Raw genomic sequence first — 17220 nt, forward strand, 5'->3', positions numbered from 1 at the left:
TTGCAATGGCCGACCACGATAAAATCGATATCAAGGACGTCACCGACAAGGGCGTAACCGGGACCTTCAACCCCAATACGTTCAAAGCCAGCGACGACAGATTCAACCCGGGCAACCGCATCTATGTGCGGGCCCAGAAAGGGTATTGGCAGCGGATGCGCAAGGCCATGGGCTGGTTCTTTGTGGCGCTGTTCGTGCTGTTGCCCTGGCTGCGTTACGACGGGCGACAGGCGGTGCTGTTCGACCTCGGTCACCAGCAGTTCCATATCTTTGGCGCCACCATCTGGCCGCAGGATCTGACCCTGCTCGCCTGGCTCTTCATGATCGCCGCCTTCGGACTCTTCTTTATTACCACCTTCCTCGGTCGGGTCTGGTGTGGCTATCTCTGCCCGCAGACGGTGTGGACCTTCATGTTCATCTGGTTTGAAGAGAAGCTGGAAGGGCCCGCCAACAAGCGGCGCAAGCTGGACGAGGCGCCCTGGAGCGGCGAGAAGCTGGCTCGCAAGGGGGCCAAGCATCTGGCCTGGCTGGCGATCTCGCTGGTGACCGGTCTGACCTTCGTCGCCTACTTCCAGGATGTGACTGAACTGGTGCCGGATCTCTTCACCCTGCAGGCCAGCGGATGGGTGCTGTTCTGGGTGCTCTTCTTCACCATCATCACCTACGGCAATGCAGGCTGGATGCGTGCCATCATGTGTATCCACATGTGCCCCTATGCCCGCTTCCAGTCCGCCATGTTCGACAAGGACACCTTTATAGTCGGTTATGACACCAAGCGTGGCGAGACCCGTGGCGCCCGTTCCCGCAAGGCGGATCCCAAGGCGATGGGGCTGGGTGACTGTATCGACTGCGATCTTTGCGTGCAGGTCTGCCCGACCGGTATCGATATTCGCGACGGCCTGCAGTACGAGTGCATCAACTGCGGTGCCTGCGTCGATGCCTGCGACCAGACCATGGAACGTATGGGTTATCCGAAAGGGCTTATCAGCTACACCACAGAGCACAAGCTGGCCAACGACTCCACCCATGTGGCTCGGCCCAAGCTGATTGGCTATGGGCTGGTGATGGCGGTGATGCTGGGGGTGTTTGTCTACAACGCCATGTCCATCATGCCGATGGGGCTCGACATTCTGCGGGATCGCAACCAGCTGTTCCGCGAGAACAGCGAGGGGCTTATCGAGAACACCTATACCCTCAAGATCCTCAACAAGACCCTGCAGTCCCAGACCTACCAGCTGGATGTGGAGGGCTTGCCCGAGTATCAGTGGTTCGGCCCCCGTGAAGTGACCCTGAAGGCGGGCGAGATCTACACCCTGCCGGTCAGTCTGGCGGTCGACCCCTACAACCTGAAACGACCAACGCTGGATATCCAGTTCGTGCTGAAACGGGAGGGGGCGGCGCCCGATGACAGCAAGGGCAACCTGCGCCAGGGCAGCAAGTTTATCAGCCGGTTGTAACTGCGTGTGATTGCGGGTCGGGCGTGGCAATAATCCGGTCACCAGCGAGCACGGCAATGCCGGTCAGTAGTGATAGAATGGGGCGCAACGGCGCCCCTTTCTTATGGTGGATGACATGCGTTTCAACTATTCCGACCTCAATCCCGACCTCATCATGGATGCGCTCGATCTCAGTGGCCTGCGGCTCGACTCCGGCCTTATCGAGCTCAACAGTTACGAAAACCGGGTCTATCAGTTTCAGGATGAGGATCGTCGCCGCTATGTGGTGAAGTTCTACCGCCCCGGCCGCTGGAGCCGGGCCCAGATCCTCGAGGAGCACGAGTTTGCCACCCGCCTTGCAGAGGCTGAGATCCCGGTCGCCGCGCCGCTCGCCTTCGCGGGCGAGACCCTGCTGGAGCACGAGGGCTACCTCTTTGCCATCTGGCAGAGCGTCGGTGGCCGCCAGTTCGAGGTGGATAATCTCGACCAGCTTGAGTGGGTGGGGCGTTTCCTCGGCCGCATTCATCAGATCGGTGCCAGCAAGCCGTTCCACCATCGGGTACGGCTCGATGTGGAGAGCATGCTGCACGAACCGCGTCAGCTGCTGGCGTCTGGCGAGTGGCTGCCAAGCGGGCTGGCGAAGCAATTCTTCGGGGTGCTCGACGAGCTGATCAAACATGTCAGCGACGCCATGACCCTCGATGTGGCGCAGATCTCCCTGCATGGTGATTGCCACCCGGGCAACATCCTGTGGCGCGATGGCCCCATGTTTGTCGACCTCGATGATTGCCGTACCGGCCCCGCGATTCAGGATCTCTGGATGATGCTTAGCGGCGAGCGCCACGAGCAGCAGATCCAGCTCGACACCCTGCTGGCGGGCTACGAGGAGTTTATGGAGTTCGACTCGCGGGAGCTGGCGCTGATCGAGCCGCTGCGGGCGATGCGCATCGTTCACTACATGGCGTGGCTGGCACGGCGCTGGGAAGATCCCGCCTTCCCCCGTCACTTCCCCTGGTTCAATACCGATCACTACTGGCGTCAACAGATAGCGACACTGCACGATCAGCTGGAAGCACTGAAGGCACCGCCGTTGAGTCTGATGCCAAACTGGTGAAATAGAAGGGATCTTGCACGGCAAGCGGGACTCGATCTCCGGCCCTGACCATTGACGTCAGCATGGCGAAACAATAGGCTTGGCACTGCTTCGGTTCGCCGGGCGTGCCTCACAGTGATCCCTTAACAGGAAACATCATGAAAAAAGTTCTATTTTTCCTTGCTGCCATGCTGATGATCCCCATGGTTCACGCCGCCCCCGAGTTCAAGGAAGGCGTCAACTACGATGTGGTCAAACAGACTGGCAGTGCCCAGCCGGAAGTGATGGAGTTCTTCTCCTACTACTGCCCGCACTGCGCCACCTTCGAACCGATCGTTGAACAGTTGAAGGCCGGGTTGCCAGAGGGGGTGCCCCTCAAGAAGAACCCGGTTGCTTTCCTCGGTCGCGAAATGGGCCCCGAGATGCAGCGTGCCTACGCCGTTGCAAGTCTGCTCAATGCCGAAGCCAAGCTGACCCCGGCCATCTTCAACAAGATCCACACCCAGCGTCAGCCGCCGATGAGCCGTGACGATGTGAAGAAGATCTTCGTGGACAACGGCGTACCGGCCGAAGAGTTCGACGGTGCCGTCGACAGCTTCGCCGTCTCCGGCATGGTCTCCCAGTTCGATCGCAACACCGAGAGCTACAACATTCGCGGTGTACCGGCCTTCCTGGTGAACGGCAAGTACATGGTGAAGATTGAATCCATCACTTCTCAAGAGCAGTTCAACAAGCTGGTGCAGTTCCTGCTGGCCAAGAAAGACTGATACCCCTTGAGTCGATAAAAAAGCCCGCCGGTGCGAACCGGCGGGCTTTTTGTCTTCTGGCGATCTCGAAGATCAGACCCCGACGTGGAACGCCTGTTTGAGGTTGCGGATAAACTCCGCATCCCGACAGAGGGTCTTGCCAGGGCTGTCGGAGATCTTGGCAACCGGGCCGCCATTGCACTCGATCAGCTTGAAGACGATGTTCATCGGGCTGACACCGGGCAGATCGCAGGTGAGCTTGGTGCCGATGCCGAAACTGGTGTTGATGCGACCACGGAAGTGGCGGAACAGCTGCACCGCCTTGTCGAGGTTGAGCCCGTCGGAGAAGACCAGGGTCTTGTCGGTGGGGTCGATGCCAAGGCGCTGATAGTGGCTGATCGCCTTCTCGCCCCACACCACGGGATCGCCGGAGTCGTGGCGCAAGCCCTGATAGCTGCTGGCCAGCTCGAAGTCGAAGTCGCGCAGGAAGGCATCCATGGTGATGCAGTCGGTCAGGGCGATGCCGAGATGGTCGGTGAACTCGTCCAGCCAGCTGGTGAGGGCTGCGCGCTGGCTGTGCTCCAGCGGGAAGCCGAGCTGCTGGTGCGCCTGGAACCACTCATGGGCCTGGGTGCCGACCGCGGGCAGCTTGTACTTCTGGGCCAGCATATAGTTGCTGGTGCCGCGAAACGCCGGCAGACGCTCCTTGAGGCGACCCACTACCGCATCCTGTACCGCATGGGAGAAGCGGCGGCGGGTGCCGAAGTCGATGAGGTTGAACTCGCTCATCTCGTCGCTGCTCAGCTCCCGTTCCAGCTTATCGATCTTCTGATCGAGCCGATCCAGCGCGTGGCTGACGCCGAACTGGGGGTAGCGGAAGCGGTTGCGCATCTCGCTGATGATGGCGAGCACCGGGATCTCCCACAGGATCACATCCTGCCACGGGCCCTCGACCCGCACATTGATGCGGCCATCCTGCTCGAACACCTTGAGCAGCGAGGCATCGAGCGGCTTGCGGCGCAGGTGGTCGAGGTAGTCAGGAGTGAAGAAGGGACGCTCGGCCAGAAAATCGAGCTCTGGCCTGGTCAGTCGCAGGGAACCGGCGAGGCGCAGTTGCTCCTCGATCTGCCCCATCATGGGCAGCAGATCCTCTTCATTGCGGCTGTGAAACTCGGCCACCACCTCGGCATCCGGATAGCGATGGAACACCGCCTGCTGCATATGCAGCTTGTAGGCGTCGGTGTCGAGCAGGCTGGTGAGGATTGGGGGCATATCAGGCTCCTCGCAGACTGGTGAGCACGATGGAGCTCCCCTGCCGCATATGTAACGTGCAGGCGTCGGTGTCGAGCAGGCTGGTAAGAATCGGTGGCATATCAGGCGTCCAGCAGGCGTTGTACATCGATCAGGGTCTGGGCCAGTTCGGCGCCAGCTTCGATCATCTGGGTGTGGGCGCTGGCAACCGTCGCGGGGGCGATGCCACGGCAGGCATCGAGATGGACGATTACCCGGAAACCGGCGCGGCGCAGTTGCAGCACGCTGGTTTTGACACAGTAGTCGGTGGCAAGGCCGCCGACCAGTACGGTATCGACCTTGCGGGCTTGCAGAAATTCGATGAGTCCGGTGCTGCGCCGTTCTGCCAGGTCGTGGAAGCAGGTGCCGTAGGGATGGAGATCCGGCTCGACCCCCTTCCAGACGAAGAAGTCATAGTCGATGGGAGCGGGCAGGCCGTCGAGCAGCTCGAAGCCCTTGCTGCCCGGTACGCAGTGCACCGGCCAGGTGAGGTCGGCGTTGGGCAGATCCAGCGGCAACAGCATACCGGCAGGGTCAGAGACGGCCCAGTCGGCATTGGCAGGGTGAGAGTCCTTGCTGCCGATCCGCAGCGTGGTGAGGGTGGCCTGAGCGTTGAGCGCAGCCACAATATCATCACCGCCCGCGACGGGCAGTTCGTTCGGGCAGAGAGGGGTAAAGCCCTTCTGCGCATCAATATCCAGGCTGGCGACGGTTCCCATGATTGGCTCCTGCACATACTATTCGTGTGATATTATCTACCAAACATTAATGGAAGGCGAGCAGGGCGATCGGCATGCTGAGAATGAGTCTGGATATGGTGGTGCTGCGGTTGCATGAGGAGCGGCTCGAGCTGCTGCTCGAGACCCGCGATCGCCCCCCCTTTGCCCACTGCTGGCAACTGCCTGCGCTGCGCATCGACGAGACCCGGGATCGGGATCTCGATGCCGCCCAGCGCCGTCTGCTGGCGGAGTGGGGGCTCGGTCACTGCTACAGCGAGCAGGTCTGCACCCTCGGCAATCTGGAGCGGGATCCCCGCGGCTGGTCCACGACCCTGGTCTATCTCTGTCTGGTGGATCCGGAAGTGGAGGCGATCCACGGTTGCTGGCATCCGCTCGCCAACCTGCCGGGGCTGAGCCTCGCCTTCGACCATGTCCAGCTTATCGCCAAGGGACTGGAGCGGCTGCGGATCAAGAGCCGCTACAGCACCCTGCCGCTGCAACTGCTGGGGCCCGAGTTCACCCTCTCCGAGGTGCAGCGCGCCTTCGAAATCATCCTGCAAACACCCATGAATACGGCGGCATTTCGCAAGCGGATCCATCGCGCCGACATTCTGGTAGATACCGGCCGTAAGCGCACCGGCAAACAGCGCCCCGCCATTCTCTATCGGCTGGAGAGCCCCTGCTGCGTGATGTTCGATCAGGTGATGCATGGAGCGGAAGCATGAGTGAGACCAGCGTGCACAAGGTGCTGGTGAGTGCCTGCCTGCTGGGTCAGCCGGTGCGTTACGACGGTCAGAGCAAGGGGATCGTCAGCGACTGGCTGAGTGAGCTGGGTGCCGAGGGGCGGGTGCTGGCCTTCTGCCCCGAAGTGGCTGGCGGTTTGCCGACCCCACGCCTTCCTGCCGAGCGGCAGGGCGAGCGCGTAGTGACGGCGAGCGGACTGGATGTGACTGCCGAGTTTGATCGCGGCGCCGAGCTGGCGCTGGAAATCTGTCAGACGCAGGGCATTCGCTTCGCCCTGCTGAAAGAGGGGAGCCCCTCATGTGGCAGCGGCCGTATCTATAACGGCCGCTTCGAAGGTGTTTCTGTGGCTGGCGAAGGCAAGACCACCGCCCTGCTGCGCCGCCACGGGATTGTGGTCTTTTCCGAAGATCAGTTGGCCGAGTTGGCTTCTGCGCTCTCTTTGGATTCCTCCCCGGATTTGGCGGCAACCGGCACCTGACCGCTCTGCCACCCCTCCAGCACCTCGTCCTTCTCCTGCCAGCGCTGGTTTAGCCACTCCTGAAAACCGCGTTTGAACTGCTTGTCGTTGAAGTAATCTCCTATCAGTTGTTCATTCACCGGCAGCTCCTCAATCCGCACCTGAATGCGTTTTACCCGTCCCATCAGGAAGTCCTTGAACGGGGTCTCGGCGTTGTCCGGATAGCGGATGGTGACGTTGATCAGGCTGTCGAATTGCTCGCCCATGGCCGCCAGTGTAAAGGCCAGTCCTGCCGCTTTGGGCGGCATCAGGTGACGATAGCGGGAGCGGGCCGCATCCCGTTTCTGCTCGGTGAAACGGGTCCCTTCCACGAAGTTGATGACGGTAGTGGGGATGTGGCGAAACTTCTCGCAGGCGTTGCGGGTGGTCTCGATATCCTTGCCGCGCAGATGCGGATTTCTTAACAGAAATTCTCGCGAATAGCGGCGCATAAAGGGCATATCGAGCCCCCAGCAGGCGAGCCCCAGCAGCGGTATGTAGATGAGCTCGTGCTTCATGAAGAACTTGGGCACCGGCAGCCTATCCCGGAACAGGTGGCCGAGCACCACGATATCGGTCCAGCTCATATGGTTGCTGATGATGAGATACCAGCCATCCTTGCGCAGCTTGGTATTGTCCTCCACCTGCCAGTCGATGCGGGTGGTGAGGCGGATCACCAGCGCATTGCAGGCCAGCCACAGGCGCATGAAGCGGTTGTTGAGCCGGCTGCAGGCACGGCCAAAGGCCGGGATCGGCAGTACTAGTTTGGCCAGCGACACCAGCAGGATCAGGCTGGCGCACAAGGCGGTGAAAAGGATGGTCAGGCCCGCGCTGATGATCAGCACCAGCGGGCCGGGAAGCAGGGATAGCATGAATGTTTACTGCGCCTTGGTTGCCAGCAGTTGGCTCAGGGTCTGGTCCTTTTCGTGCCAGATCCCGTTCAACCACTGTTGAAACTCTTGTTGGAACTCGGGGTCATTGAAGTAATCCCCCACCAGCTTGCGGTCGATCGGCAAATAGCGGACCTGAACCTTGATTTGCCTGACCCGGCCACACATGAAGTCCCAGTAGCTGGGGATGCCGTCCGGATAGGCGATGGTGACATCCACCAGTTGATGCAACTGGTCACCCATGGCTGCCAGGGTAAAGGCGATGCCGCCTGCTTTCGGGTGGAGCAGGTGACGATAGGGCGAACCCTGCTTCTGATGTTTGCCCTTGGTGAAGCGGGTGCCTTCGACGAAGTTCATCACACTCACTGGAATGTGGCGGAACCTGGCACAGGCTTTACGGGTTGTTTCAATGTCTTTTCCCTTCAGATTGGGATGCTTTTCCAGAAATTTCCTGGAATATCGCCGCATGAAGGGGAAGTCGAGCGCCCACCATGCCAGACCGAGAAAAGGTACCCAAATCAGCTCTTTCTTGAGGAAAAACTTCAGGAAGGGGATTTTTTGGTTAAAAACCCGCTGCAGTACCAGTATGTCGACCCAAGATTGATGGTTGGCAATCACCATATACCACTCATTCCGGTGCCCTTTGTCCACTCCGACCACCTCGAAAGGGGTTTTGATGATGGTTTTCTGGATCAGATTGTTGAAACCGATCCAGCAGCTGGCACAGCCATCGAGCAGCCAGTTGCAGAGGGTGCGCCACCCCTTGAGGGGGAGCAGGAGCTTGAGCAGACCCAGCGAGAAGATGGGGACAAACCAGAAGAGGGTGTTGAAAAAATAGAGTAGGGTGGAGAGGCTGCCGCGCAGTCGCTCTGTCAGCTTGTTGGGCATGAGTCGGGTCCGTCTTGCTGTCGATAAAGGGCCATCAAGTGGTCAGATCTGTGGCCATAATATCAGCCGATTGCCCGTGAGACCATTCAGAGCCGTTACGGGGTTGGACTCACCCTTTCCCTTCTGTCAGCTGCTGCGCAGTCGCGACAGCAGCCTGTCCATGGCGCGATAACCGAGCGCCTCGATAAGATGCTCCTTGCCGATGGCGGGTTGCCCGGCCAGATCGGCGATGGTGCGTGACACCCGCAGGATGCGATGCCAGGCCCGGATGCTGAGCCCCAGCTTCTGGATGGCGTTCTCCAAAAATTCGGCATCTTGCGGTGATAAGCGGCAAATATCCTCTATCTCACGGCTATCCAGCAGGTTGTTGAGCTTGCCGTTACGGCTCAGCATACGCTCTCTCGCCACCAGCACCCGATCGCGGATCTGCTGGCTCGACTCCCCCCGCTCCGCCTTGCCGGTGAGGCTGCCCTTGGGCAGCAGCGGCACCTCCACCGTCAGGTCGAAGCGATCGAGAAAGGGGCCGGAGAGCTTGCCGAGATAGCGCAATATCTGATCCGGGCTGGAGCGGGTCTGCCCATCTCCATAGTGGCCGCAGGGGCTGGGATTCATGGCTCCCACCAGCTGGAAGCGGGCGGGAAAATCGACCTGACGGGCGGCCCGGCTGATGGTGATGTGGCCCGTCTCCAGCGGCTCGCGCAGGGAGTCGAGCACCTTGCGCTCGAACTCGGGCAATTCATCCAGAAACAGCACGCCGTTGTGGGCCAGCGATATTTCGCCGGGCCGCGGGTGGCTGCCGCCGCCCACCAGTGCCACTGCCGAGGCACTGTGGTGGGGCGTGCGATAGGGTCTGTGGTGCCAGTGACCGGCGCGCGGAGTGAGGCCGCCGATGGAGTGGATGGCGGCGGTCTGCTGCGCCTCCTGCTCGTTCAGCGGCGGCAAGATGCCGGGCAATCGGCTCGCCAGCATGCTCTTGCCGGTGCCGGGCGGGCCGATGAACAGCAGGTTGTGGCTGCCGGCGGCGGCGATCTCCAGCGCCCGCTTGGCCTGTGACTGGCCGATCACATCCTGCAGGTCCGGCACATCTGGCAGGCTCTCCGCGCTTTGGGGATCCGGCAGCGGCAGTTCGTACTGGCCTGCCAGCCAAGCTGTGACGGCCAGCAGCTGATGGGCGGTGCGCACCTCGGCATCCTGAATGAGAGAGGCTTCCGGGCCGTTCTCTCGCGGTACCAGCAGGGTGCGCCCCGCATCCCGGCAGGCGAGCACGGCGGGCAGCACCCCGAGCACAGGGCGGATCTCTCCGGTCAGGGCCAATTCCCCTAAAAATTCGTGATCGAGCAGATATTTTGCAGGTATCTGCTTGGAAGCGGCAAGAATACCGATGGCGATGGCCAGATCGAAACGGCCTCCCTCCTTGGGTAGATCGGCGGGGGCCAGATTGACTGTGATGTGTTTGCACGGGAACTCGAAATTGCCGTTGAGCAGGGCGCTGCGCACCCGATCTCGCGACTCCTTCACCGAGGTTTCCGGCAGGCCGACCATGTTGAAGGCGGGCAGGCCGTTGGAGAGGTGAACTTCCACTGTAACTTGCGGGGCCGCGATCCCGAGGCTGGCACGGCTATAAACCACAGCTAATGACATAAATCCCGTCCTTGAGTTGATATATGTTCTGACTAACTGTTTGTTGTTGGTTTTTTATTCCAGAGTTCCGGCTGAGGAATAGCCAAAATCAGTGGGTTGTCACAGAAAAAAGGCTTGCCCAATAAAAATCACCGTGCTAGTTCTAATAGCCATTCGCGGTAAAAACCGCCCCAATTTCACAGGATTTCCGGTTGTAACTATGAACATGGCCTCCCGTTTCGTCAGCATTATTGTGGTCCTAGTGGTGATTATTATCTCACCGCTCGGGGCTCGTTTAGCTGCACGGAACAAGGGATAGACCCACCACCGGACAGAACGAAACAAGCGACCCCCGAGCCTCACAGCCCGGGGGTTTTTTTTCGACCAAAGGACAGGATTTTCCACATGAACGGCGCGCAGTTTTTGGTACAGGCTCTCAAGAAACAGGGTGTGACCCAGGTGTTTGGTTACCCGGGCGGGGCCATCATGCCGGTCTACGATGCCCTGTATGACGGTGGTCTGGCCCATCAGCTCTGTCGCCACGAGCAGGGTGCCGCCATGGCCGCGGTGGGTTATGCCCGCGCCTCCGGTCAGGTGGGGGTCTGCATCGCCACCTCCGGCCCCGGCGCCACCAATCTGGTGACCGGTCTGGCGGAGGCGCTGCTCGACTCGGTGCCGCTGGTGGCCATCAGCGGTCAGGTGCCCTGTTCAGCCATCGGTACCGATGCGTTTCAGGAGGTCGACGTGCTCGGCATGTCCCTCTCCTGCACCAAGCACTCCTTCATGGTGACCGATGCCGCCGATCTGGGGCGAGTGCTTGCAGAAGCTTTCGCCATCGCCACCGAAGGGCGCCCCGGACCTGTGCTGATCGATCTCCCCAAGGATGTGCAGCTTGCCGCCGTGCCTGCCCAGAGCCCGCTGTTTGCGGTGGAGGAGCCGGAGGTGCTCAACCCCTCGGAGCTGACCGCAGCCCGCACCCTGCTGGCTGCCGCCGAGCGTCCGGTGCTTTACGTCGGTGGCGGAGTGGGCATGGCCAATGCCGAGCAGCAGTTGCGTGACTTTGCCGCCGCCACCGGCATGCCAGCGGTCACCACCCTCAAGGGGATCGGCGCGCTCGACCCCGACAGTACCGTTTATCTGGGCATGCTCGGCATGCACGGCACCAAGTCGGCCAACTATGCGGTGCAGCAGTGCGATCTGCTGCTGGTGGTGGGCGCCCGTTTCGATGATCGGGTGACCGGCAAGCTGGAGGAGTTTGCCCCCGAGGCGAAGGTGATCCATCTCGATGTGGATGCCGCCGAGTTCGGCAAGCGCCGTGCCGCCGAGGTGGGCATCACCACGGATCTCAAGCTGGTGCTGCCGCGCCTCGCCATGACTCTCGACATCGCCCCCTGGCGTGAACACTGCGCCGCCATGGCCCGCGAATATGCATTTCGCTACGACCACCCGGGTCAGGCCATCTATGCCCCAGCTCTGCTCAAACAGCTATCTGCCAAGTTGCCGGAGAGCAGCGTGGTCGCCTGCGACGTGGGTCAGCACCAGATGTGGGTGGCCCAGCACATGCGCTTCACCAGCCCGCGCAACCACCTCTCCAGCGCCGGTCTCGGCACCATGGGGTTCGGTCTGCCCGCCGCCATCGGCGCCAAGATGTCGCGCCCGGAGGATGAAGTGGTGCTGGTAAGCGGTGACGGCTCTTTCATGATGAACGTGCAGGAGCTCGGCACCATCCGCCGCGCTCAGCTCAAGGTGAAGATGGTGCTGCTGGATAACCAGCGCCTCGGCATGGTGCGCCAATGGCAGGAGCTGTTCTTCGACGGTCGCTACAGCGAGACCAATCTGTCCGACAACCCCGATTTCGTCGCCCTGGCTGCCGCCTTCGGCATTCCCGGCGAGACCATCACATGCAAGGAAGAGATAGGTCCGGCACTGGATCGCCTGCTGGCAAGCGAGAGTGCCTACCTGCTGCATGTGGCTATTTCAGAGGAAGAAAACGTCTGGCCCCTGGTTCCACCGGGAGTCGCCAACCACCAGATGATGGAGCAACGCCCATGAACCCGCACACCCTTGCCCAGCCAGCATTTGCACAACACACCCTGCATATCCACGCCCAGCCCAGACCCGAAGTGATGGAGCGGGTGCTGCGGGTGGTGCGCCACCGCGGCTTCAATCTCTGCGCCTTGAATATGGAGCAGGATTGCCAACAGCTGCGGATCACGGTTACTGTCGAGTCGGTGCGTCCCATCCAGCAGTTGTGGAGCCAGCTGGTGAAGCTGGTGGACGTCTCCCGGGTCGATGCACTGGAACAGCAACCCCGGATCAGAGCTTAAGGAGCAAAGCCAATGTCACAGCCTTCCCAATCCGCCACTCACCCGCAATACATCTGGTTCAACGGCAAACTGGTGCCCTGGCAGGATGCCCAGGTACATGTGATGAGCCACGCCCTGCACTACGGCTCCTCGGTGTTCGAGGGTGTGCGTGCCTACGATACCCCCAAAGGCACCTGCATTTTCCGTTTGCAGGAGCACACCCGCCGCCTGTTCGACTCCGCCAAGATCTACTGGATGGACATCCCCTACAGCGAGTCCGACGTGAATGAAGCCTGCCGCACCGTGGTGCGCGAGAACGGCCTGAAGAGCGGCTACCTGCGCCCGCTGGCCTTTGTCGGCAACGTGGGGCTGGGGCTGCATCCACCGCTGGATGCCAAGGCCGACCTGATGGTGGCCGCCCTGCCGTGGGGCGCCTATCTGGGGGAAGAGGGGCTGAAGAACGGGGTGGATGTCTGCGTCACCTCCTGGAACCGACTCGCTCCCAACACTATTCCCACCGGCGCCAAGGCGGGCGGCAACTATTTGTCATCCCAGCTGATCAGCCGCGAGGCCAAGCGCAACGGCTTCGCCGAGGGGCTGGCACTGGATGTGAATGGCTACCTGAGCGAAGGGGCGGGGGAGAACCTGTTTCTGGTGAAGAACGGCGTGCTGTTCACCCCGCCCGCTACCGCTGCCATCCTGCCCGGCATCACCCGCGACACCATCATGACGCTGGCCCGCGATCTCGGTTACGAGGTGCGCGAGCAGGCGCTGCCTCGTGAAGCGCTCTATGTCGCAGACGAGATCTTCATGACTGGCACGGCGGCCGAGGTGACCCCGGTGCGCTCCGTTGATCGAATGAAGGTGGGTGCTGGCAGCCGTGGCCCGGTGACCGAGCAGCTGCAGAACGCCTTCTTCGGCCTGTTCAATGGCCAGACCGAGGACAAGTGGGGTTGGCTGACGCCCGTCAACGACTGATGAGAGAGGGGAGGCGCTGTGCCTCCCCGAGTCGCTTCCGGTGAGGGCTCTGCGCTGTGCCCTCACCAGGATCGATTCCCGATCCGAGAGTCACTTTTTCATTTTCAAAGATAATGAGCCCGCTGGGCATTCAGGGAGTAGAGACAATGCCGAAGTTGAGATCCGCCACCACCACCCACGGACGTAACATGGCCGGGGCCCGCGCCCTGTGGCGTGCCACCGGAATGACCGATCAGGATTTCGGCAAACCCATCATCGCCGTGGTCAACTCCTTCACCCAGTTCGTGCCGGGCCACGTCCACCTCAAGGATCTGGGCCAACTGGTGGCGCGGGAGATCGAGGCCGCAGGCGGGGTGGCCAAGGAGTTCAACACTATCGCCGTGGATGACGGCATCGCCATGGGCCACGGCGGCATGCTCTATTCCCTGCCATCCCGGGAGCTGATTGCCGATTCGGTGGAGTACATGGTCAACGCCCACTGCGCCGACGCCATGGTCTGTATCTCCAACTGCGACAAGATCACCCCGGGGATGCTGATGGCCGCCCTGCGCATCAACATTCCGGTGATCTTCGTCTCCGGCGGCCCGATGGAAGCGGGCAAGACCAAGCTCTCCGACCAGATCATCAAGCTGGACCTGGTGGACGCCATGATCCAGGGCGCCGATCCCAAGGTCTCCGACGCCCAGAGCGAACAGGTGGAGCGCAGTGCCTGCCCCACCTGTGGCTCCTGCTCCGGCATGTTTACCGCCAACTCCATGAACTGTCTGACCGAGGCGCTCGGCCTTTCCCAGCCGGGCAACGGCTCCATGCTGGCAACCCACGCCGATCGCGAGCAGCTGTTCAAGCTGGCGGGCCAGCGCATCGTGACGCTGGCCAAGCGCTGGTATGAGCAGGACGATGCTTCGGCACTGCCGCGCAATATCGCCACCAAGGCGGCGTTCGAGAACGCCATGGCGCTCGACATCGCCATGGGTGGCTCCACCAATACCGTGCTGCACCTGCTGGCAGCGGCGCAGGAGGCGGGCGTCGACTTCACCATGGCCGATATTGACCGCATGTCGCGCAAGGTGCCACAGCTCTGCAAGGTGGCGCCCTCCACTCAGAAGTACCATATGGAAGATGTGCACCGCGCCGGTGGCGTGGTCGCCATTCTGGGCCAGCTGGAAAAAGCGGGTCTGGTGCATGGGGATACTCGCACCGTGCTGGGTTGCTCTCTTGTCGAACAGCTCAATGAATATGACGTCAGCCGCCAGCCGAGTCAGGAGGTGGTGGACTTCTACCGCGCCGGGCCGGCCGGGATCCGCACCACCAAGGCGTTCAGTCAGGATTGCCGCTGGCCGGAGCTGGATCTGGACCGCGCCGAAGGCTGCATCCGCTCGCTGGACAACGCTTACAGCCAGGAGGGCGGCCTCGCCGTGCTTTCCGGCAACCTCGCGGTCAACGGCGCCATCGTCAAGACTGCCGGGGTGGATGAGGAGAACCTCACCTTCCGTGGCCCGGCCCGGGTATTCGAGAGTCAGGAGAGCGCGGTGAGCGGCATCCTCGATGGTACCGTGAAAGCAGGCGAGGTAGTGGTGATCCGCTACGAAGGGCCGAAAGGGGGTCCGGGCATGCAGGAGATGCTCTACCCCACCACTTATCTCAAGTCCATGGGGCTCGGCAAGGCGTGCGCCCTGATCACCGACGGCCGCTTCTCCGGCGGTACCTCGGGCCTCTCCATCGGCCACGTCTCGCCGGAAGCAGCCTCTGGCGGCACCATAGGTCTGGTGGAGGATGGCGACATCATCAGCATCAATATCCCGGCCCGCAGCATGGTGCTGGAGGTGGCCGACAGCGTGCTGGCCGCCCGCCGCGTCGCCGTGGAAGCCCGTGGCTGGAAGCCGCTCGATCGTCAGCGTCAGGTCTCCTTTGCCCTGCGCGCCTACGCCATGTTCGCCACCAGTGCCGACAAGGGCGCGGTTCGCGATCGCTCGATGCTGGGGGAATAAATCATGGTCTCTGCGGCGGATTATCTACGCAAGGTGTTGCTCTCCCCCGTCTATGAGGCGGCGCGGGTGACCCCCCTGCAAACCCTGAAGAAACTTTCCGAGCGGCTCGGCAACCATGTCAGCCTGAAGCGGGAGGATCTGCAACCGGTCCACTCCTTCAAGCTGCGCGGCGCCTATCACAAGATCGCCACCCTGACCGAGGAGCAGAAGGCGCGCGGCGTTATCGCCGCCTCTGCTGGCAACCACGCACAGGGGGTCGCCCTGTCGGCCGCCAAGCTCGGCATCAAGGCGATCATCGTGATGCCCAAGACCACGCCGGATATCAAGATCGACGCGGTGCGCCGGCAGGGCGGCAACGTCATGCTGTTTGGCAACAGTTTCGACGAGGCCTACGGCGAGAGCCGCCGCCTCTCCGAGCTGGAGGGTTACACCCTGATCCCGCCGTTTGACGACGTCGAGGTGATCGCCGGGCAGGGCACCATCGGCAAGGAGTTGCTGGAGCAGGATACCCACCTCACTCACGTCTTTGTGCCGGTGGGCGGCGGTGGGTTGGCCGCCGGGGTGGCGGTCTATATCAAGCAACTGCTGCCGGATGTGAAGGTGATCGGGGTGGAGGCTGAAGGGTCTGCCTGTCTCAAGGCCGCGCTGGCGGCCGGCGAGCCGGTCAATCTGGAGCGGGTCTCGCTGTTTGCGGACGGGGTGGCGGTCAAGCGCATCGGCGAGGAGACCTTCCGCCTGTGCAACCAGTATCTGGACGAGGTGGTGACCGTCTCCAACGACCAGATCTGCGCCGCACTGAAAGACATCTTCGACGACTGCCGCGCCATCGCCGAGCCGTCGGGCGCCCTCTCGCTGGCGGGCCTCAAGGCCTACAGCGAGCGGGAGCAGGTCAAAGGGGGGCGGATGGCGGCCATTCTCTCCGGCGCCAACGTTAACTTCCACAGCCTGCGCTACGTGTCGGAGCGCTGCGAGATCGGCGAGAAGCGCGAGGGCATGCTGGCGGTGACCATCCCCGAGCGCAAGGGGGCCTTCCTCGACTTCTGTCGTCAGCTTGGCCCCCGCATGGTGACCGAGTTCAACTATCGCTACGCCGATGCCGAACAGGCGTCGCTGTTCGTTTCGGTGCGCCTCACCGGCGGTGACGAAGAGCTCGGCCAGATCATCGATCAGCTCGGTGGCAACGGCTATCCAGTGGTCAACATGACCGAGAGCGAGCTGGCCAAGAATCATGTGCGCTACATGATTGGCGGCCGCCCGGCCCGGCCCCTTGGTGAGCGTCTCTACAGCTTCAAGTTTCCGGAGCAGCCTGGCGCCCTGATGCGCTTCCTCGAGACACTGGGTTGTCGCTGGAACATCAGCCTGTTCCACTACCGTAACCACGGTGCCGACTACGGCCGCGTGCTCTGCGCCTTCGAGCTGCCGGATGAAGACGTGGCAGCCTTCCACGACTACCTGCGCGAGATTGGCTACGGCTGGAAAGAGGTGAGCGACGACCCCGCCTACCGGCTATTCCTGGCTAGTTGATGGCGGGATCGCGATGAAGCAGGAGGGAGGCGTTGTCCTCCCTCTGTTTTTAGGCTGCAATTGGGAACTTCTGTCTGAGCCATTGAAATCCATGGGCCAGTGCCATCAGCAGCAGGGTGCCGGGCAGCACCGTTTGCCACAGGAAGGCTGGCTCTTGTCCTGTCATCAGGATCAGCAAGGGATTGGCGCCCGCCGGAGGGTGAAGAATATTCAGTCCCTGCATCAGGGCGATGGCCAGCCCGGTTGCCAGAGCCATCTGCATTTCAGCAGGGAGGGGAAGCAGGCCGATGACCAGTCCGACGCAGGCCGTCAGCAGGTGTCCACCCAGCACGTTTTTGGGGCGCGCCAGCGGACTATCTGGCAGGGAAAACAACAACACACAGCTGGCCCCGAAAGGTGCCATGACTAGCGCGACATGCCAGCTCAGATTGAGCCATCCCAATATGCCGATGGTGAGTGCGGCGCCCACACCTGCCCATAACGGGCCATACCATTTTGTCAT

16 protein-coding genes are annotated in these 17220 nt (G+C 61.7%); 10 read left to right on the top strand and 6 right to left on the bottom strand.

Annotated elements, in window-relative coordinates; all coding sequences use genetic code 11:
- Positions 1-5: 5 nt before the first annotated feature.
- From ccoG to G5195_RS16390, 3 genes are all read left to right on the top strand, one after another.
- Positions 6-1457: a cytochrome c oxidase accessory protein CcoG gene (ccoG, locus tag G5195_RS16380; protein WP_005342023.1), complete on the top strand. Its 1452-nt coding sequence runs from the start codon at positions 6-8 to the stop codon at positions 1455-1457.
- 103 nt (positions 1458-1560) lie between these two features.
- Complete coding sequence (locus tag G5195_RS16385; protein ID WP_421236315.1) at positions 1561-2550, top strand: serine/threonine protein kinase; 990 nt, start codon at positions 1561-1563, stop codon at positions 2548-2550.
- 137 nt (positions 2551-2687) lie between these two features.
- A complete protein-coding gene (locus G5195_RS16390; RefSeq protein ID WP_005356138.1) occupies positions 2688-3296 on the top strand; it encodes a thiol:disulfide interchange protein DsbA/DsbL in 609 nt (202 codons plus the stop codon).
- Between the two features lie 72 nt (positions 3297-3368).
- On the opposite strand, the gene pncB is transcribed toward G5195_RS16390, so the two are convergent.
- The gene (gene pncB, locus G5195_RS16395) at positions 3369-4547 is read right to left on the bottom strand and encodes a nicotinate phosphoribosyltransferase (protein WP_075116071.1); all 1179 of its coding nucleotides are present in this window, start codon (positions 4545-4547) and stop codon (positions 3369-3371) included.
- Between the two features lie 101 nt (positions 4548-4648).
- Complete coding sequence (locus G5195_RS16400; RefSeq protein ID WP_421236316.1) at positions 4649-5284, bottom strand: nicotinamidase; 636 nt, start codon at positions 5282-5284, stop codon at positions 4649-4651.
- Between the two features lie 74 nt (positions 5285-5358).
- On the opposite strand from G5195_RS16400, the gene G5195_RS16405 reads away from it, so the two are divergent.
- Complete coding sequence (locus tag G5195_RS16405; protein ID WP_005339607.1) at positions 5359-6009, top strand: NUDIX hydrolase; 651 nt, start codon at positions 5359-5361, stop codon at positions 6007-6009.
- Complete coding sequence (locus G5195_RS16410) at positions 6006-6506, top strand: DUF523 domain-containing protein (RefSeq protein WP_421223241.1); 501 nt, start codon at positions 6006-6008, stop codon at positions 6504-6506. The genes G5195_RS16405 and G5195_RS16410 overlap by 4 nt, the downstream gene beginning before the upstream one ends.
- On the opposite strand, the gene G5195_RS16415 is transcribed toward G5195_RS16410, so the two are convergent.
- The 3 genes from G5195_RS16415 to G5195_RS16425 all read right to left on the bottom strand — a co-directional run bounded on the left by G5195_RS16415 (position 6437) and on the right by G5195_RS16425 (position 9943).
- A complete protein-coding gene (locus G5195_RS16415) occupies positions 6437-7396 on the bottom strand; it encodes an acyltransferase (RefSeq protein ID WP_421223243.1) in 960 nt (319 codons plus the stop codon). The genes G5195_RS16410 and G5195_RS16415 overlap by 70 nt on opposite strands.
- 6 nt (positions 7397-7402) lie before the next feature.
- Entirely contained in the window at positions 7403-8302 is a 900-nt protein-coding gene (locus G5195_RS16420; protein WP_421236317.1) for an acyltransferase, read from the bottom strand.
- Positions 8303-8428: 126 nt separating this feature from the next.
- Positions 8429-9943, bottom strand: a complete 1515-nt coding sequence (locus tag G5195_RS16425) for a YifB family Mg chelatase-like AAA ATPase (protein ID WP_421223247.1) — start codon at positions 9941-9943, stop codon at positions 8429-8431.
- 384 nt (positions 9944-10327) lie between these two features.
- On the opposite strand from G5195_RS16425, the gene ilvG reads away from it, so the two are divergent.
- The 5 genes from ilvG (at position 10328) to ilvA (ending at position 16718) form a co-directional block, all read left to right on the top strand.
- On the top strand, positions 10328-11974 hold the full coding sequence (gene ilvG / locus G5195_RS16430) for an acetolactate synthase 2 catalytic subunit (protein ID WP_421223249.1): 1647 nt from the start codon (positions 10328-10330) through the stop codon (positions 11972-11974).
- Positions 11971-12249 (top strand): acetolactate synthase 2 small subunit, encoded by a 279-nt coding sequence (ilvM, locus tag G5195_RS16435; RefSeq protein WP_005342011.1) that lies wholly within the window; start codon positions 11971-11973, stop codon positions 12247-12249. Before ilvG ends, ilvM begins: the two co-directional genes overlap by 4 nt.
- A gap of 12 nt (positions 12250-12261) precedes the next feature.
- Positions 12262-13206 carry a branched-chain amino acid transaminase gene (locus tag G5195_RS16440; protein WP_421223251.1) on the top strand — a complete coding sequence of 315 codons (945 nt, stop codon included), beginning with the start codon at positions 12262-12264 and terminating at the stop codon, positions 13204-13206.
- A 146-nt stretch (positions 13207-13352) separates the two neighbouring features.
- Complete coding sequence (gene ilvD / locus G5195_RS16445) at positions 13353-15194, top strand: dihydroxy-acid dehydratase (protein ID WP_139741313.1); 1842 nt, start codon at positions 13353-13355, stop codon at positions 15192-15194.
- Positions 15195-15197: 3 nt separating this feature from the next.
- Positions 15198-16718, top strand: a complete 1521-nt coding sequence (gene ilvA, locus G5195_RS16450) for a threonine ammonia-lyase, biosynthetic (RefSeq protein ID WP_167570662.1) — start codon at positions 15198-15200, stop codon at positions 16716-16718.
- 49 nt (positions 16719-16767) lie between these two features.
- Here the strand turns inward: ilvA and G5195_RS16455 are convergent, their stop codons facing one another.
- Positions 16768-17220 carry an HPP family protein gene (locus G5195_RS16455; protein WP_227342965.1) on the bottom strand — a complete coding sequence of 151 codons (453 nt, stop codon included), beginning with the start codon at positions 17218-17220 and terminating at the stop codon, positions 16768-16770.

It is taken from the genome of Aeromonas sp. 601039, from assembly GCF_049174415.1.
Lineage (GTDB): Bacteria > Pseudomonadota > Gammaproteobacteria > Enterobacterales > Aeromonadaceae > Aeromonas > Aeromonas veronii_A.

Coding starts and splice junctions, on each gene's coding strand:
- ccoG (WP_005342023.1), top strand. CDS start 6: ATGGCCGACCACGATAAAATCGATATCAAGGACGTCACCGACAAGGGC.
- G5195_RS16385 (WP_421236315.1), top strand. CDS start 1,561: ATGGTGGATGACATGCGTTTCAACTATTCCGACCTCAATCCCGACCTC.
- G5195_RS16390 (WP_005356138.1), top strand. CDS start 2,688: ATGAAAAAAGTTCTATTTTTCCTTGCTGCCATGCTGATGATCCCCATG.
- pncB (WP_075116071.1), bottom strand. CDS start 4,547: ATGCCCCCAATCCTCACCAGCCTGCTCGACACCGACGCCTACAAGCTG.
- G5195_RS16400 (WP_421236316.1), bottom strand. CDS start 5,284: ATGGGAACCGTCGCCAGCCTGGATATTGATGCGCAGAAGGGCTTTACC.
- G5195_RS16405 (WP_005339607.1), top strand. CDS start 5,359: ATGCTGAGAATGAGTCTGGATATGGTGGTGCTGCGGTTGCATGAGGAG.
- G5195_RS16410 (WP_421223241.1), top strand. CDS start 6,006: ATGAGTGAGACCAGCGTGCACAAGGTGCTGGTGAGTGCCTGCCTGCTG.
- G5195_RS16415 (WP_421223243.1), bottom strand. CDS start 7,396: ATGCTATCCCTGCTTCCCGGCCCGCTGGTGCTGATCATCAGCGCGGGC.
- G5195_RS16420 (WP_421236317.1), bottom strand. CDS start 8,302: ATGCCCAACAAGCTGACAGAGCGACTGCGCGGCAGCCTCTCCACCCTA.
- G5195_RS16425 (WP_421223247.1), bottom strand. CDS start 9,943: ATGTCATTAGCTGTGGTTTATAGCCGTGCCAGCCTCGGGATCGCGGCC.
- ilvG (WP_421223249.1), top strand. CDS start 10,328: ATGAACGGCGCGCAGTTTTTGGTACAGGCTCTCAAGAAACAGGGTGTG.
- ilvM (WP_005342011.1), top strand. CDS start 11,971: ATGAACCCGCACACCCTTGCCCAGCCAGCATTTGCACAACACACCCTG.
- G5195_RS16440 (WP_421223251.1), top strand. CDS start 12,262: ATGTCACAGCCTTCCCAATCCGCCACTCACCCGCAATACATCTGGTTC.
- ilvD (WP_139741313.1), top strand. CDS start 13,353: ATGCCGAAGTTGAGATCCGCCACCACCACCCACGGACGTAACATGGCC.
- ilvA (WP_167570662.1), top strand. CDS start 15,198: ATGGTCTCTGCGGCGGATTATCTACGCAAGGTGTTGCTCTCCCCCGTC.
- G5195_RS16455 (WP_227342965.1), bottom strand. CDS start 17,220: ATGACAAAATGGTATGGCCCGTTATGGGCAGGTGTGGGCGCCGCACTC.